The 16354-nt window shown below is 57.5% G+C and carries 16 protein-coding genes; 9 read left to right on the top strand and 7 right to left on the bottom strand.

Features of this window, described 5'->3' with window-relative positions; translation table 11 throughout:
- Positions 1-2 precede the first annotated feature (2 nt).
- The 3 genes from QWY83_RS10125 to QWY83_RS10115 all read right to left on the bottom strand — a co-directional run bounded on the left by QWY83_RS10125 (position 3) and on the right by QWY83_RS10115 (position 2860).
- Positions 3-1454 carry an efflux RND transporter periplasmic adaptor subunit gene (locus QWY83_RS10125; protein WP_249945976.1) on the bottom strand — a complete coding sequence of 484 codons (1452 nt, stop codon included), beginning with the start codon at positions 1452-1454 and terminating at the stop codon, positions 3-5.
- A gap of 81 nt (positions 1455-1535) precedes the next feature.
- A complete protein-coding gene (gene moaB / locus QWY83_RS10120; protein WP_105235841.1) occupies positions 1536-2075 on the bottom strand; it encodes a molybdenum cofactor biosynthesis protein B in 540 nt (179 codons plus the stop codon).
- Positions 2072-2860, bottom strand: coding sequence for a uracil-DNA glycosylase (locus QWY83_RS10115; RefSeq protein WP_249945977.1), 789 nt, complete (start codon positions 2858-2860; stop codon positions 2072-2074). The genes moaB and QWY83_RS10115 overlap by 4 nt, the downstream gene beginning before the upstream one ends.
- 119 nt (positions 2861-2979) lie before the next feature.
- Here QWY83_RS10115 and QWY83_RS10110 point away from each other — a divergent pair, with 119 nt between their 5' ends.
- From QWY83_RS10110 to plsY, 4 genes are all read left to right on the top strand, one after another.
- The gene (locus QWY83_RS10110; RefSeq protein WP_249945978.1) at positions 2980-3939 is read left to right on the top strand and encodes an aspartate carbamoyltransferase catalytic subunit; all 960 of its coding nucleotides are present in this window, start codon (positions 2980-2982) and stop codon (positions 3937-3939) included.
- Positions 3940-4105: 166 nt separating this feature from the next.
- Entirely contained in the window at positions 4106-4585 is a 480-nt protein-coding gene (locus QWY83_RS10105; RefSeq protein WP_249945979.1) for a hypothetical protein, read from the top strand.
- A gap of 64 nt (positions 4586-4649) precedes the next feature.
- A complete protein-coding gene (gene pyrC / locus QWY83_RS10100; RefSeq protein ID WP_249945980.1) occupies positions 4650-5927 on the top strand; it encodes a dihydroorotase in 1278 nt (425 codons plus the stop codon).
- 3 nt (positions 5928-5930) lie between these two features.
- A complete protein-coding gene (gene plsY / locus QWY83_RS10095) occupies positions 5931-6539 on the top strand; it encodes a glycerol-3-phosphate 1-O-acyltransferase PlsY (RefSeq protein ID WP_249945981.1) in 609 nt (202 codons plus the stop codon).
- On the opposite strand, the gene QWY83_RS10090 is transcribed toward plsY, so the two are convergent.
- From QWY83_RS10090 to QWY83_RS10080, 3 genes are all read right to left on the bottom strand, one after another.
- The gene (locus tag QWY83_RS10090) at positions 6540-7910 is read right to left on the bottom strand and encodes a glutamate--cysteine ligase (RefSeq protein WP_249945982.1); all 1371 of its coding nucleotides are present in this window, start codon (positions 7908-7910) and stop codon (positions 6540-6542) included. It lies immediately after the preceding gene.
- A 74-nt stretch (positions 7911-7984) separates the two neighbouring features.
- A complete protein-coding gene (locus tag QWY83_RS10085) occupies positions 7985-8518 on the bottom strand; it encodes a hypothetical protein (RefSeq protein WP_249945983.1) in 534 nt (177 codons plus the stop codon).
- Between the two features lie 3 nt (positions 8519-8521).
- Entirely contained in the window at positions 8522-9241 is a 720-nt protein-coding gene (locus tag QWY83_RS10080; RefSeq protein WP_249945984.1) for a 16S rRNA (uracil(1498)-N(3))-methyltransferase, read from the bottom strand.
- Positions 9242-9253: 12 nt separating this feature from the next.
- On the opposite strand from QWY83_RS10080, the gene ubiA reads away from it, so the two are divergent.
- The 3 genes from ubiA to QWY83_RS10065 are packed head-to-tail and all read left to right on the top strand — an operon-like array spanning position 9254 to position 12524.
- Complete coding sequence (ubiA, locus tag QWY83_RS10075) at positions 9254-10213, top strand: 4-hydroxybenzoate octaprenyltransferase (protein ID WP_249945985.1); 960 nt, start codon at positions 9254-9256, stop codon at positions 10211-10213.
- Positions 10214-10273: 60 nt separating this feature from the next.
- A complete protein-coding gene (locus tag QWY83_RS10070) occupies positions 10274-12187 on the top strand; it encodes an OmpA family protein (RefSeq protein WP_290245949.1) in 1914 nt (637 codons plus the stop codon).
- A 10-nt stretch (positions 12188-12197) separates the two neighbouring features.
- Positions 12198-12524, top strand: coding sequence for a hypothetical protein (locus QWY83_RS10065; protein WP_067550271.1), 327 nt, complete (start codon positions 12198-12200; stop codon positions 12522-12524).
- 7 nt (positions 12525-12531) lie between these two features.
- Here QWY83_RS10065 and QWY83_RS10060 read toward each other — a convergent pair whose 3' ends face one another.
- Positions 12532-13479 (bottom strand): L-threonylcarbamoyladenylate synthase, encoded by a 948-nt coding sequence (locus tag QWY83_RS10060; RefSeq protein ID WP_249945987.1) that lies wholly within the window; start codon positions 13477-13479, stop codon positions 12532-12534.
- 108 nt (positions 13480-13587) lie between these two features.
- On the opposite strand from QWY83_RS10060, the gene QWY83_RS10055 reads away from it, so the two are divergent.
- Complete coding sequence (locus QWY83_RS10055) at positions 13588-15288, top strand: acyl-CoA dehydrogenase (RefSeq protein WP_105235852.1); 1701 nt, start codon at positions 13588-13590, stop codon at positions 15286-15288.
- Positions 15288-16325: an MBL fold metallo-hydrolase gene (locus QWY83_RS10050; RefSeq protein ID WP_249945988.1), complete on the top strand. Its 1038-nt coding sequence runs from the start codon at positions 15288-15290 to the stop codon at positions 16323-16325. Before QWY83_RS10055 ends, QWY83_RS10050 begins: the two co-directional genes overlap by 1 nt.
- Positions 16326-16354: the final 29 nt, after the last annotated feature.

Here is a 16354-nt window from a genome sequence, read left to right as displayed (position 1 = left end):
GCTTAGCTCCCCATCCGCGATTCAATCCGCTGCACCGTTTCGGCAGGGACCGTGTCTTGTTCGAGCTGAGCGATCAGGCGAGCTTTGACGGCGTCGGGCATTTGGCTGCCCGTCACAAAGCTCACCAGTTTCTGGCGACGATCCGCGTCGAGTTCGATCATCTCTGGCGCTGCGGCTTCGTCGCCCGCTTCGCCCAGCGGATTCACCTTAATCCCCGCACCGAGGAGCGGTGAGCGTTCGGCGACAATTCGACGGCCATTCAGGTCGCCAACCGCGAGAATGACGTCATCCCCCTGCCGGCGCAGAACCGTGACAGGAACAGTTTCTAAGCGGTCCTCGTCGTCCAAAGCCAAAACGGCACCATCGGAACCAACCGCCGTTGCGGGAGCAAGCACCACATTATCAAGAGGGGGTTCTACAATACGCACCATCACGAAATCACCGGGCCGCAAACCAGGAGCGGAATCAATCGACGCATAAAGCAAACGCCCTGTCTGACCATCTGCAACGGTCGGGCTTTCGCGTGTCACGCGGCCTTGGGCTTCGAGTGTAAATCCAGACACATCCAGCGTTGCCTGAACGGGCAGGTCGAGAAGATCACCGTTCGCATCAATCAGACGCGCGTATTGCGCTGTGGAAACACGAAAAGCGACTTCCAACGCGGACGGATCAATAAGCTGCGCGATCTGTTCGTTCGCCGTTACGCGACCGCCTTCGACAACGGATACATCCGAAAGGGTTCCGTCAAAGCTGGCCGTTATCGTGGTGTCGCTCAAGGTCCGCTCTGCATCCGCAACAGACAGACGCACGCGGTCGAGGCTTGTGCCTGCCTGATCAACACGCGCCTCGGCTTGAGCTAACGACTGACGCTGACTTAGGACCGAACTATTGGCCGCGGCCACGGCAAGTTCGGCAGTCTCTACATCAGACGCAGTAACTGTCCCGCGTTCGCGCAAGGCACGAGACCGCTCGAGCGCAGCTTGGCGAAGGTTCGCCTGCGCTTGTGCTTCGGTGAGGCTGTCGCGCGCAATGTCCAGCGCGCCCTCAGCTTCACGCAGTTCCGCCTCGGCGTCTTTTAGGTCAGCCTGCGCAAGGGCAAGGCTCGTCTGAGCTTCAGTCGGATCGATCTGCAGGAGCGTCTGCCCCGCCTTTACCGCGCCACCCTCAACAAAGACAGGATCGGCGCTGATCACGTTGCCGCCGACGGGACTACGCAGAACAAGCGTTCTCTGACTACGAACCTCACCGAAAACCGTGATCTCAGGTTGGAGTGTCGCGGCCTGAACGGTGAGGACATTCACCGAAGCAATGCGCTCTCGCTGGCCATAGTTCGGCGCTTCTTGGGACAGTCGCGCTTGGATTGCGCTACGAACACTGTTGCCAGCAATCGCAAGCAGAGCCAGCGTCAAACCAAGAAGAAAAACACCCGTGAGGCTCCGGCGTAAAAAGCGCATGATCGCGTCCCATTAAAGTTCAGACATGTTTTAGTGCAAACCCCACGAAGGTCCACAACATAGGTCTAACGGACGTCGATCCTATTTCCGTCGCTTATGTTCTTCGAGACGTGGGAAAATCTCGACAAAGTTACAGGGCATGTGTCGATAGTCGAGTTGTTTCACGAGGATTTCATCCCAAGCATCCTTGCAGGCGCCCGTGCTACCGGGCAGCGCAAAGAGATATGTCCCCATCGCCACGCCCGCGGTTGCACGACTTTGGATCGCTGAGGTGCCGATCTTTTGCATCGATACGATGGTGAACACCGTTGAGAACGCGTCGATCTCCTTCTCGTAGACATCGCGGTGAGCCTCGACGGTCACATCCCGCCCCGTCAAACCCGTGCCACCTGTAGAAATGATCACGTCTACGTCTTTGCTTTCGCACCACTCCCGCAAAATCGCGGCAATATCGTCGCGGTCGTCCCGAATGATTTTACGATCGGCTAGAATATGACCCGCGTCAGCAATGCGCGCGACAAGGGTATCGCCCGATTTATCTTCGGCCAATGTGCGCGTATCGCTCACCGTCAGTACGGCAATTCGTACGGGGATGAATTCGCGGACGGTGGTTTGGGTCATTGGTTTGACAGCCGTGCTTTCAGGTCAAGTAAATCCGCCCAAGCATCACGCTTGGCCGTAGGGTTTTTCATCAATTGTTCAGGGTGCGCCATCGGCAGAACGGGCTTACCCAAAACAGTGGTCCATTGCCCGCGCAGCCTCGAAATGCCCGCTTTGCCGAGCAAGGCCTGACACGGACTATTGCCCATCAGAACAATAATCGCAGGGTCCACGAGTTCAATATGGCGGGTCAAAAACGGCAACATCATCGCGAGCTCAGCCGCTTCGGGCACGCGGTTTGCTGGGGGGCGCCACGGCATAACGGTTGTCACATAGACGGAAGAGGCAGGATCAGGGTGGCTGCGGCTCAGCCCGATGGCACCGATCATTTTATCAAACAGATCGCCCACTGGCCCAGAAAACGGTTTGCCATGTTGGTCATCATCGCGGTTCGGCGCTTCGCCAATGATCATCACATTTGCGTTCACGGCCCCGTCGCCAAAGACAAAGTTCCGCGCACCTTTTTTCAATTCGCAAAGCTCGAACGCCCGCATCGCACCAGCGAGCGATTCCAGCGTCTCTGCTGACTTAGCGGCGGCCTTGGCAACAGCGACAGGATCGACCTTTTCCTTCACTGGAATCGGTGGCGGCGCGGCTTTGCCCAAAGGCGACACTTTGGCCGCTGGCTTTTCATCAACAAGCTCATACCGGTTCAAGGGTGCGTCGAGGATTGCCTCGTCCGCTCCCATTTCGACCTGCCATTCAAGCAGGGCATGTGCCGTCCAGTAGTCTTGTGCAGATTCCATGGGGCAGACCCTAATGCCTTCTGCGCCAGATGTGCAGAGGTAATCTCACGGCGTTAGGCTCCCTTGCCGCCTGCCCGCCCCTTACCTATAAGCAACCCAAGGCTCGACCGGAGGATTTCATGACATTCAATGCCGCGCACCTGCTGGGGATCGAACACCTCCACCCGACAGAAATCACCACGCTCTTGGATTTGGCGGATCGTTACGCCGAAGAAAGCCGTCAGGGCATCCAGCACAAAGACGTTTTGGCAGGTCTGACCCAAATCAACATGTTCTTTGAAAACTCGACCCGCACTCAGTCGAGCTTTGAGCTGGCAGGCAAACGGTTAGGCGCGGACGTGATGAACATGTCCATGGCCACATCGAGTGTGAAGAAAGGCGAGACGCTGATTGATACGGCACTGACCCTCAACGCGATGCATCCCGACCTTCTGGTCGTGCGTCACGGGGCATCGGGTGCTGTCGATCTGCTCGCCCAAAAGGTCAATTGCGCCGTGTTGAACGCCGGTGACGGTCGCCACGAACACCCGACCCAAGCGCTCTTGGATGCGCTGACCATTCGCCGTGCAAAAGGCCGTCTTCACCGCCTGTCGATCGCGATTTGCGGCGATATTGCGCATAGCCGCGTCGCACGATCGAACATCATGCTTTTGGGTAAGATGGAGAACCGAGTTCGCCTGATCGCTCCGCCCACGCTGATGCCATCCGGCATGCAAGAGTTTGGCGTCGAAGTGTTCGAAGACATGCGTGAAGGCCTGCAGGACGTGGACGTCGTGATGATGCTGCGCCTTCAAAAGGAACGTATGGACGGTGGGTTTATCCCGTCCGAGCGCGAATATTTCCACCGCTACGGTCTCAACGCGGAAAAACTGTCCTATGCCAAAGACGACGCAATCGTTATGCACCCTGGCCCGATGAATCGCGGCGTCGAAATCGATGGCACCATTGCCGACGACATCAACCGCTCTGTAATCCAGACGCAGGTCGAAATGGGTGTGGCAGTGCGCATGGCGGCAATGGACCTCTTAGCTCGGAACCTTCGGGCAAAACGCGCTGCTCAAACCAACGTCGCCGTTTGACCTGAAACAAACCGAAGGGCGCAAAACTGCGATACTGCGGGTTTTGAAAGGAACGACCGATGAGTGACAAACGGAAATCAGATGCGCGAATGGGCGGCATGGTGGCAATGGCCGCACTCGCTGTGATGGCGCTTTTGGTAGTGGTCATGGTCGTAGTAGCTGGCTGATGGCAAATCGCGAACACCAACCTGACAATGCCATTTTGGGCATGAACCGAAACTTCGTTCCGACGCTCCCTCTCGACGACGGCGAAGCAGAGATCATGCGCATGACGGCTGACACCGTCACATTTTGGCGATCACAGGCTTGGATGGCGCTGTTTTTCTCAGTCGTCGGCGCGGGCATTCTGATCGGCATGGGCAATCCGCACTGGTGGACTGCGGCCGTCGGGGCTGTTTTGGCGATTGGGGTGCGGGCACTTTACCTTGGCCCAGATGAACGAAAATCAGTCTGGGTTCTGACCAATCAGCGCATGATGGGCCCACAAAACAAGGTCACGACCTTGGACAACATCACCAAGGTCAACGTGATTTGGACCGCCGTCCAAGTTGTGACCTTGAACGGTGATAAACATCTGATCCGTTATCAAGCCGATCCCGACGCTGTGAAAGACGCGATTGAGGCTGCACAGGCCACTTCCCACTGACACCGCTTGCGCCCTGCGTTTGTTCGCTTATACCCAAAGACCAAAGGCGGCCTGAGGGACGGACATGGACGATATTCTTTTTCACAACGCACGACTGATTGATCCGGTCACACTGACCGATAGCCTCGGGGCGATCACGGTCAAAGATGGCAAAATCACAGCCATCCTCGAAAAAGGCGAAACGCGTCCAGCTAAACAGACGATTGATTGCGGCGGGCTATGCCTCGCGCCCGGCATCGTGGACATGGGCGTGAAAGTCGGCGAACCCGGCGAACGTCATAAAGAATCCTACCGCACCGCAGGCCGTGCCGCTGCGGCCGGTGGCGTGACAACCATTGTCACCCGCCCGGACACCACAGCTGCGATTGATACACCTGAAACGCTCGAGTTCGTTGCGCGTCGTGCGCAGGCCGATGCAAAGGTCAACGTTTGCCATATGGCCGCGCTGACCAAAGGGCGCGATGGCCGCGAGATGACAGAGATCGGGTTCCTTTTGGATGCGGGGGCCGTCGCATTTACGGACGGCGATCACGTGGTCACCGACGCTAAGATTTACAGCCGCGCCCTGACCTACGCCAAAAGCCTTGGCGCACTGGTGATCGGTCATGTCCAAGAACCAACGCTTTCCGCTGGTTCGTCGGTCACATCTGGTAAATTCGCATCTCTGCGCGGTCTGCCGGGCGTCAACCCGATTGCAGAGCGCATGGGCCTCGACCGTGATATTTCGCTGATCGAAATGACAGGTGCACGATATCACGTTGACCAGATCACGACCGCCCGCGCACTCCCCGCGCTTGAACGTGCAAAGCGCAACGGTCTGGACGTCACCGCGGGGGTCGGCATCCACCACCTGACGTTAAACGAATTCGACGTCGCGGACTATCGCACCTTCTTTAAGTTCAAACCGCCTCTGCGCAGCGAAGAAGATCGGATCGCTGTCATTCAAGCTGTTGAGAGCGGGTTGATCGACGTGATTTGTTCGATGCACACCCCCCAAGACGAAGAATCCAAACGCCTGCCGTTTGAGGATGCGGCGAGCGGTGCGGTCGGGCTAGAAACCTTGCTGCCCGCCTCGCTCCGTCTGGTACATGCTGGGCATATTACGCTGCCCAAACTGTTCCGCGCCCTATCGCTGAACCCTGCGCGTCGACTCGGCCTCGACTGTGGTCGTTTGATTGCCGATGCGCCTGCAGACCTCGTTTTGTTCGACCCAGATGCGCCGTTTATCCTTGATCGGTCAAAACTCCGCTCGAAATCCAAAAATACCCCCTTTGATGGTGCCCGACTTCAAGGCACAGTCGCAGGCACATGGGTCGCGGGTCGCCGCGTCGATCAGGAGTAACCGATGCCCGACTTCAGCCAAGCCCCGACCGCCGTCATCCTTTGGGCCGTTATCGGCTATCTTTTGGGGTCCATACCCTTTGGCATGATCCTCGCCAAAGCGATGAACCTTGGCGATCTGCGCAAAATCGGGTCGGGCAACATCGGTGCGACGAACGTTCTACGGACTGGCAACAAAAAAGCCGCTGCGCTTACGCTGATCTTTGATGGTGGCAAGGGTGCTGTGGCTGTTCTACTCGCTCGCGCTTTTGCTGGCGAAGGTGCTGCGCAGGCGGCCGCGCTTTTTGCGTTCTTTGGCCACTGTTTCCCTGTTTGGCTAGGTTTTAAGGGCGGCAAAGGTGTTGCGACCTTTATCGGCATCATGCTCGCCATCTCTTGGCCGATTGGCCTCATGGTCTGCGCAACATGGCTTTTGACCGCCGTGATCAGCCGTTATTCGTCGCTGTCCGCGCTTTTGGCGTCTGGCCTATCGCCCGTCTACGCAGCCCTGACCGGACGCCATGACCTGTTCATGCTCTGCGTTCTACTGGCAGTCCTGATTTACTGGCGCCATTGGGCCAATATTCAGAGACTGCGCAGCGGAACCGAGGGTAAGATCGGCCAAAAAGGCTGATCAGTAGCTGTAATCGCCATAAATTTTTGTCAGATCGCCGTTCCAATCACCATTGTAACGGGCGATCAGTTCGTCCGCAGGCGCTTGACCCGTTTCAAGGCTCTCTTTGAGGGCATTCAGGAAATGGGTCTCATCGGGAATGAGGCCATTCGCGCCGACCTTAGCGCGGGCTTTCAAACCAGCCTCGGAAATAGCGACGACTTCTTTGGCGAGGTCCATCATTTTGATGTTGCCGACCTGCGCATGCAGACCGTCGACGGATGCAGCAACGCGCAGAGCTTCGCGTGTTTCAGCATCAAACCCTTTGGCCAAGTCCCAAGCGGCGTCGAGCGCGGATTGGTCATACATCATGCCAACCCAAAGCGCAGGCAACGCACACAGGCGACGCCACGGACCGCCATCCGCACCGCGCATTTCCATGTACTTCTTAATACGCGCCTCGGGGAATGCCGTGGTCAAATGATCTGCCCAATCCGACAATGTGGGGGTTTCACCGGGCAATGCGGGCAATTGACCCTTCATGAAATCGCGGAACGACTGGCCCAGCGCGTTAATGTATTTGCCATCGCGGTAAACGAAGTACATCGGCACATCGAGCGCGTAGTCCACGTAACGCTCAAAGCCCATGCCGTCTTCGAACACGAAAGGCAGCATCCCCGTGCGGCTGTCATCAAGGTGCCGCCAAATCTGCGAACGCCACGATTTGTGACCGTTCAACTTGCCCTCAAAGAACGGCGAGTTCGCGAAGAGCGCCGTCGCTACAGGCTGCAGCGCCAGAGCCACGCGGAATTTCTGCACCATGTCGGCCTCAGACGCGAAGTCGAGGTTCACCTGAACCGTGCAGGTCCGATACATCATCTGCGTGCCACTTGTGCCAACGCGGCCCATGTATTCGGTCATCAATTTGTAACGCCCTTTGGGCATCACAGGCATATCTTCGTGCTTCCAAATCGGCGCGGCACCCAGACCAATAAAGCTGACGCCCACTTCATCCGCGATAGAGTGCACTTCACGCAGGTGCTCGTTCACCTCATCACACGTCTGGTGGATGGATTCCAGAGGCGCGCCCGAAAGTTCCAACTGCCCACCCGGTTCAAGGCTCACATTGGCGCCGTTGCGGGTCAGGCCGATCAGTTGCCCCGCTTCGAGAACGGGATCCCAGCCATAGCGATCACGCAACCCTTCGAGCATCGCTTTGACCGACCGTTCGCCCTCATAGGGGATCGGGCGCAGGCTATCACGGCAGTAGCCGAACTTTTCGTGTTCGGTGCCAATGCGCCAATCTTCCTTAGGTTTGCACCCAGAGGCTAGGTATTCCGCCAGCTGGTCATGGCTTTCGATCGGGCCTCCGCCGGATTGTGGTATAGACATGGGGTCGCCTCGATCTGTTGAATTCGTAATGAAGCTTTGAGGTGGACTTGTTAGCGGGTCAAGTCAAGGGATGGTCAGACCTGTTTTTCCACGTGCAAATCACCTGCGCGCCAAAGCACAAAACGTTGTTCTTTTTTCGCCTCTAGCGCCTTGAGGGCCGTTGCGAAATCGAACCCTTTTAGCGCCGCAAGCGCATCGATAAGTTTCTCAGCGCCCTGAGCCGCAGATGGCACAGCCAACCTCTGGCCGTCCGTCTGGGTGAAAATCCAAAGCGCCTTTGCGCCCGCAGTCACCTGAACCTCGACCATTTTCAGCAGGTCCATATCTACGGCCCCGCCAAAATGCGCCGACATCCAAGAAATCCGACGTTCGTCAATCTCGACGATCCCCGGACCGTCACCTGAGGCCGCTTTGCTAAACCGTGCCCGACGAAGCCCATCGATAGCCACAACGAAACCGACCAGAGTGACCGCATAAGCGAACCAAAGGACGATCCCAAAGCTAAAAGACGCGAGCCACAGGCCAATCGCAACGATTGCGCCACCCATGATGGTTTGCTGATGACGTAGCAGCGCCGCCTTGGCTTCGGGCCGGATCAGGTTTGCCATGTCTTACCAATCGCCCAATAGCTGCTGCCAAACCGTAAGGGCGGCAACGGCAGCGGTGTCGGCTCGCAGAATGCGCGGACCGAGGCTGACGGAATGCGCATAGGGTTTAGATTTCAGACGTGTGCGCTCTGCCTCGGAAAACCCGCCTTCTGGTCCGATCAAAATCGCCCATGGGCCCTTGCCAGCACCAGTCAGAACCTCTTGGGCACCAACCAGCGCTTCGTCACAGAACATCAACTGTCGGCTTTCGTCCCAATGGTCGAGCACCTTGGACAGTTTTTCCATCTCCCCAACCTCGGGGACATAGGTGCCGCCGCACTGCTCTGCCGCCTCAAGCGCGTGGGCTTGCAAGCGTTCTACATTCACACGCCCAGAGTTGGTAAAGTCGGTTTGAACAGGGATGATCCGCGCCGCGCCCATCTCTGCTGCTTTCTCGACGATGAAATCTGTGCGGTCTTTTTTGATCGGCGCAAAATAGAACCAGAGGTCAGGCGGCATTTGCAGGGGCTTTGTCTGCAACACGCACACGAGCGATCCCGCCTTTTTACCTGCCCGCGCAACCTCTGCATCCCATTCGCCGTCACGACCGTTGAACAGCGACACGACTGTGCCTTCGGTCAAACGCATCACGCCAAAAAGGTAATGAGCCTGCTCTTTTTCAAGAGAGACGGTTTGCCCTTCATCAAGGGCCTGTTCTACATAGAGCCGAACTTTAGATGCCATGGGGCGGACAATATGAGCGACACCGACCAAATGCCAGAGGGCACAGTAGCCGATGCGGTGAAAGGCAATTGGGTCGACACGCTAGCACCCGCATGGACCCGCCCCTACCTCAGGCTATCTCGCGCGGATCGGCCCATCGGGACTTGGCTCTTGCTCTTGCCCTGTTGGTGGAGCCTTGCGCTCGCCATTCTGCACACAAACAGCGTTGGTGTATTCGACCTCTGGATTGCCGTCAGTTGCGCGGTCGGGGCGTTTTTGATGCGTGGCGCGGGCTGCACGTGGAATGACATCACAGATCGGGACTTTGACGCGGCAGTTGCACGAACACGGTCCCGCCCGATCCCGTCAGGCCAAGTCACCCCGAAGAAGGCAGCCCTCTGGATGGGGCTTCAGGCGCTTATTTCGCTCGGTATCCTCGTCAGCTTTAACACCTTCACGATCGCCCTCGGTGTCGTGTCGATTGTCCCTGTCCTGGTCTATCCCTTCGCAAAACGGTTTACGTGGTGGCCTCAAGTGTTCCTCGGCATCGCGTTCAACTGGGGCGCGCTCATGGGCTGGGCCGCGCACACGGGATCACTGGGTTGGCCGCCTGTCCTGTTGTATCTCGGCGGCATCGCATGGACGCTGTTTTATGACACGATCTACGCCCATCAAGACACCGAAGACGATGCTCTGATCGGCGTGAAATCGACCGCTCGTCTGTTTGGGGATCGCTCCGCAATGTGGCTCCGTTGGTTCCTAATCGCGACCGTTGCGCTGCTGGGTTCTGCTGCCGTTCTGGCCACGATCGACCGTTCAATGCTATCTCTGGTGGTAGCAGTTTGTGGCGTGTGGGCGATGGGCTGGCACTTGATGTGGCAGCTCACACGTTTCAATTCTGACGACAACGCCATTTTGTTGAAACTTTTCAGATCTAACCGCGATACTGGGCTCATTCCTGTGCTGTTTTTCGCCTGCGCGGTTTTACTTTGATTGCACCTTTGGGCTGTAGGGCCTAGACAATACGAAATTCAAAAAAGAGCCGCCCTACATATGCGTCTATCCTCGGTTTTCATTCGCGTCGGCACCTTCGGAGTGGCTGCACTGATTGCAACCTTGGGCGCGCAGAGTGCCGTGCACCTTCTCGAAGACAAATCCACGCTCGCCGTTCAAGAAGCCCTGCTCGATGCTGATCTGGGTTGGGTTCGGGTGATCGGCGACGGCTTGCAGGTCGTCCTAGAAGGCGAAGCCCCTGACGAAGTGTTCCGCCTGCGGGCTGTGAACGCGGCAGGTGGTGTGGTTGATGCAAGTCGCGTGATCAGCAACATGGGCGTTGCCAATCAGACCGGCATTGAGGCCCCAGATTTTGCCATCGAAATCCTGCGCAACGACAGCGGCGTATCGCTGATTGGGCTTATCCCCGCGTCAACGGATCGGCAGAACCTGAATGGCCGTATCGCGACCGCTGCAAAGGGCAGCACTGTGACGGACCTCCTCGAGGGTGCGGATTATCCTGTTCCAGAAGGCTGGCGGAGCGCTGTAAACTTTGCTCTGCGGGCGCTGGAGGTTCTTCCTCGCTCTAAAATCTCGGTCAGTGCTGGGTCAGTGACAATCAACGCCAGCGCAGACAGTGGCGATCAACGACGCGATCTAGAGCAACGGATCAGGTCGCTAAAACCGGACAATGTAGCACTTGCTCTGACAATCACCGCACCGCGTCCCGTTGTGTCGCCCTACATCACGCGCTTCATCATCGACGAAAACGGCGCACGGTTTGAAGCCTGCACAGCAGATACGGCAGCGTCGCGCGATAAAATCCTGACGGCAGCCCATGCAAACGGCTACGAGGGGCGCGATTCGTGCACCTTGGCTTTGGGCGTTCCATCGCGCACGTGGGGCGACGCTGTTTCGCAATCGATCAATGCGTTGGGCGAGCTGGGCGGCGGGACACTGACCGTTTCGGACGCCGACGTCACCGTGACCGCGCCAGTTAATACAGATCAAGCGACTTTCGACGACGTCATCGGCCGTTTGGACAACGCTCTGCCTGAGTTATTCGCACTCACAGCCCATCTACCGACTACGACGGAAAATGGCGACGATGGTCCCGAGCAATTCATTGCGACACTGAGCGAAGACTCCAAACTGGACCTCAGCGGCCGCGTGCCAGATGACCTGACAAACATGGTTATCGAAAACTACGCGAGAGCAAAATTCGCTGGTGATGAGGTCATCATGGGCACGTTGGTCGACAGCGAGGGACTGCCCGCTGGATGGCAAGTCCGCGTTCTGGCTGGCTTAGATGCATTGTCGAACCTGTCGAACGGTACCGTGACCATCCAATCCGACACGATTTTGATCACTGGTCAAACTGGTGACGAAGAAGCCTCTGCCAATATTTCGGGCCTTTTGGTCGAGAAGTTTGGGTCGGACGCGACCTTTAGTGTCGATGTCGAATATGTACCGCAGCTTGACCTCGTCGTGGAAACACCGTCGTCCGAAGACTGCGTTGCACAAATCAATGTCGTCACCGAAAATCGCAAAATTACCTTTGATCCTGGCTCTGCGACGCTCACCACTGACACGCTTCCTGTGATGGACGACATCGCGGAAATCCTAAGCCAGTGCGTCGATATTGAACTCGAAATCGCTGGCTATACCGATAGCCAAGGCAGCGAAGAGATGAACGCAAGGCTCAGCCAGAATCGCGCCGAATCTGTTGTGTCAGCGCTGCGTATGCGCCGCATCATCACTTCTAGCTTCACAGCCAAGGGGTACGGTGAGGCCGATCCGATCGCCGATAACGACACCGAAGAAGGCCGCGAAGCAAACCGCCGTATCGAATTCCACTTGGTTCAGCCCGAACCGACCGAGGACGCTACAGCGGAGCCTGATGCGACCGAAACACCAACCGACGAAACCGCGCCCGTGACCGAGAGCGCGCCCGCCGACCAAGCCGCCGAATAAGGGACACGTCATGAACAGAACCGAGCTTATCTTTGCAACGGCAGTCATCCTGTTTGTGGCCTTCTCTTTGGGATGGTTCGCAAGCTGGCTGATCAACCGCTTTACTCGCGTGACTAAGGCCGAAATCGGTGAATTGGACCGCATGGCGCAGGCCCTGCACGAAGCCGAAGAAACCCGCGATCAGGCGATCACCTACCTGCAACAGCGCGAGGCAGAGATCACCAACCAACTGGCACAGACCGAGGCAGAGTTGCGCGCAGCCATGGACGGCCTACGCGATGCGCGTCACGAGGCCGAAGAGCTTCGGATGTATATCGAAAAGAACAACCTCGGCTGAGATTGCGTTAGTCCCGTGGGGCAGCTGCGCGAGCAAGGCGATCATTGATCGCGCGACCCAGCCCAACGTCAGGCACAGGCGACACGGCGATTTTTGCGGCCCCGAGTGCGTTCAGTTGATGCAGGCACGCAAAGAGGTTCGCGGCTGCTTCGACCAAATCACCCGTTTCAGACAACGACAGTGACGCGCCATCTATTGGGCCGAATCCCAGAAGGGTTTCGTCTGGCTGTGGGTCAGTGACGTTCAATCGCATGGTGCCTTCGGGCGCATAATGTGACGCGAGTTGCCCCGGCGCGACGATTCCCTCTCCCGCAGGGACCAAGGGACGGCTCAGCGCGGCCTCAATAGCCTCAGCAGGGACACCGCCCAAACGTAACAACGCGGGTTCACCGACACAGCCGACAATTGTGGACTCGACGCCAACACCGCATTGTCCACCATCGATGACCGCATCAATACGGCCAGACAATCCTGCGATGACGTGGGACGCCGATGTCGGGCTGACGCGACCCGATGGGTTCGCCGATGGGGCAGCAACAGGTCCGTCAAAGCTGCGCAGAACACCCTGTGCAACATCACCTTGAGGCACACGGATCGCTAACGTTTCAAGGCCCGCAGTAACTAGGGGTGAAATACCCGCATCTGCCCGCAACGGCAGAACCAACGTCAAAGCGCCGGGCCAAAATTGAGCGGCCAGAACCTCAGCTTCTGCAGAGAAGATCACATAGCGACGGGCCGTTTCCACATCAGGAACGTGCACAATCAAGGGGTTAAACGACGGGCGCCCTTTGGCCGCGTAAATCTGCGCAACGGCGTGATCGTTTCGCGCATCTGCGCCGAGCCCGTAAACCGTTTCCGTTGGGAACGCGACCAGCCCTCCGTCACGCCAAATCTGGGCGGCACGGGTCAAATCATCACTTTTGGACGAAAGTAGTATGGTCTTAACGGTGGTCATGACGCTGCGTTTCAGTTGCGGGGTCGGAGGGCATGGCTACCCTACTCTTTGATAAAGTGGAATAGACTGACCATTCTTTGGCCAATCCCGTGAAGTGAAGGACATCAGATGCCGTATCGTAGCCCCGTTTCCGATTTTCGGTTCATCATGGATCACATTGTCGATTTTGACGCTCTTGCGCAAACAGACAAATACGAAGAGGCCACACCTGATCTGGTCGACGCAATCCTAGGCGAAGCGGGCAAGCTCTGTGATGAGGTCATCTATCCCGTCCAGCGCAATGGTGATCTGCACCCTGCAAAGCTGGAGAACGGCATCGTTCGCACCTCCCCCGGTTTCGCTGAGGCCTTTTCTGCCATCGCCGAAGGAGGCTGGATTGGCGTTTGTGCGAACCCAGAACACGGCGGCATGGGGCTTCCGGTTACGATCGGCACAGCAATCAATGACATGCTGTCGGGTGCTTGTCTGTCCCTCCACCTCAATCCGCTCCTGACCCAAGGCCAGATTGAAGCGCTGGAACATCACGCAAGCGATGAGATCAAAGAACTGTATTTGCCGAAACTGATTTCGGGCGAATGGACAGGGACGATGAACCTGACCGAACCGCAAGCTGGTTCTGACGTTGGCGCGCTGTCATCCAAAGCGGAACCGCTGGGCGACGGCAGCTTTGCGATCACGGGGCAGAAAATCTACATCACTTGGGGTGATAGTGATTTCAGCGAAAACATCTGCCACCTTGTTTTGGCCCGCTTGCCCGATGGTGTTCCTGGCACCAAAGGCATCAGCCTCTTTATCGTTCCCAAATTCATCCCGAACGCGGACGGCACTTTGGGTGAACGCAATAACCTGCGCGTTGTGAGCCTCGAACACAAACTCGGTCTTCACGGTTCGCCAACTGCTGTAATGAGCTATGAAGGTGCGCGTGGCTGGTTGGTCGGCCCCGAAAACGGTGGCATGGCTGCGATGTTTACCATGATGAACAACGCGCGTTTGGGTGTCGGCACCCAAGGGATCGGGATCGCCGAAGCCGCGTATCAAGCTGCTTTGGCCTACGCGATGGACCGCAAACAGGGTAAAGTTGGCGGCACTGGCACCATCGTCGAACACCCCGATGTGCGCCGTATGTTGGCAACGATGAAGGCCGAAATCTTTACCGCACGCACGATTGCACTGGCGTGTGGCACCGCGATTGACATGGGCATCGCGACGAACGACGAGAAATGGAAGGCCCGCGCGGCCCTACTCACCCCGATTGCAAAGGCGTTCGGAACAGATGTTGGCATTGATGTGGCCAATACGGGCATCCAAGTTCACGGCGGCATGGGTTTTGTCGAAGAAACAGGTGCAGCCCAGTATTTGCGCGATGTTCGTGTGACCGCGATTTATGAAGGCACCAACGGCATTCAAGCCATGGACCTCGTTGGCCGTAAAATGATGGACGGCGGTGATGCGGCCTATCGCCTACTCGACGAGGTCGAAGCAGGTGCAGATGCCGCAAAAGCGAGCCTCCCCGAACTCGCCGAAGCTGTCTGGCAATCTGCAGAAACCCTGCGCGAGACAACGGAATGGTTGGTTGGCCAAGACATGACGGATCGCTTTGCCGTGTCCGTTCCTTATCTGCGCGCCTTCGCTCGTGTGCTGGGTGGCCACTACCACCTGACCGCGGCTCTTAAGGGCGACGAAACCCGCAAGAAACTGGCGGCATTCTACATCAAACGCCTGCTGCCCGAACATGTGAGCCTGTGCGCCCACGTGCGCGAAGGTAGCGATGATCTTATGGCGATCTCGCCAGACGATCTGGCAGCGTGATGGACGGCAGCAAGAGCCTGATCCGCTACCCGCACGAAACACCGCCCGAAAATGGTGCGGCTATCGAAGTAGCGGAAGGCGTCCTATGGATTCGCCTTCCGCTGCCGATGGCTCTCGACCATGTAAACGTCTACGCGCTGGACGAAGGCGATAGCTGGACGCTCATTGATGCCGGCATCAACACGCGGAAATGTCGTGCCGCGATGGAAGCCGCGATGGCAGGGTCTCTGGCTGGCAAGCCAATCACGCGGGTCGTCCTGACCCACCACCACCCCGACCATGTGGGTTTGGCTGGATGGCTGACGGGCCTCGGGGCGGAACTTGTCATGCCCCGCACGGCTTACCTTTTGACGCGTATGCTCACCATGGATGAGCAATCCAACTACTCGGCCCATAACCTCGCATTTTATCGGCGGAACGGCATGGCGGCCGAGGTTCTTAAGCAGCGCGAAACGGAACGTCCGTTTAACTTTTCCGACTGCGTTTTACCGCTACCCGCAGGTTACACGCGCATTTGCGATGGTGAGACGATCACCATGGGTGGGCGCACGTGGGACATACGGATGGGCGACGGCCACGCACCAGAACACGCAACGTTCTGGAGCCGCGATGACGCCCTCGTTCTGGGTGGCGATCAACTGCTGCCATCCATTAGCCCGAATATCGGCGTCTACCCGACAGAGCCTGACGCCGATCCATTGGGCGAATGGCTGCGATCCTGCCGTCAGTTCGCGCAGATTGCCAGCCATGAGCATTTCGTTCTGGGTGGGCACAAATTGCCTTACTACGGACTGCCCACTCGGCTTCAGCAATTGATCGAAAACCACGAAGGTGCGCTAAATCGCATCGAGGAACACCTATCGACACCCCGTGTTGGCGGTGACTGCTTTATCCCGCTGTTCAAGCGCGAAATTACTGGCGATCAATACGGACTGGCCTTTGTCGAAACGGTTGCCCATCTCAATCACCTTTTGAAACAAGGTCGAGTGACCCGTGAAATGGGGCCCGATGGCGCGTGGCTCTGGCAACGGGTCTAGACCTCTGGGCAGAGAAGGCTAGTGTTACC

This window comes from Marivivens donghaensis (genome assembly GCF_030410045.1).
In the GTDB taxonomy this organism is placed as follows: Bacteria; Pseudomonadota; Alphaproteobacteria; order Rhodobacterales; family Rhodobacteraceae; genus Marivivens; species Marivivens donghaensis.
The sequence above is the reverse complement of the archived record's forward strand: the minus strand, read 5'-3'. Positions and strand labels throughout refer to the sequence as shown.